This window comes from Salmonella sp. SAL4457, from assembly GCF_046548235.1.
GTDB classification, from domain to species: Bacteria; Pseudomonadota; Gammaproteobacteria; order Enterobacterales; family Enterobacteriaceae; genus Salmonella; species Salmonella enterica.
Map to the genome: position 1 here is coordinate 1 of NZ_JBGDZO010000722.1, position 261 is coordinate 261.

Sequence of the window (261 nt, forward strand, 5' to 3'; positions counted from 1 at the left end):
GTACTACCGGCTCAATGTCGTCAGTCTCGAACTGTCGCCGTTGCGCGAGCGACCCGGCGACATCCTGCCGCTGACCCGCCACTTCATCGCCGAATACAGCCGTCGCCTGGGCTACGGCCAGAGCCAGTTGAGCCCGGAGGCGGCGCAGAAGTTGCGTGCCTATTCCTGGCCGGGGAACATCCGCGAGCTGGAGAACGTCATCCACCATACCTTGCTGATCTGCCGCGACGGGCTGATCCGCGCGGATGACCTGCACCTGTC

At 64.8% G+C, this 261-nt stretch carries 1 pseudogene; it reads left to right on the forward strand.

Annotation, left to right across the window (positions count from 1 at the left end):
- Window positions 1-261 (forward strand): annotated as a pseudogene (locus tag ACLJNW_RS26045) (AAA family ATPase); the annotation flags it as partial.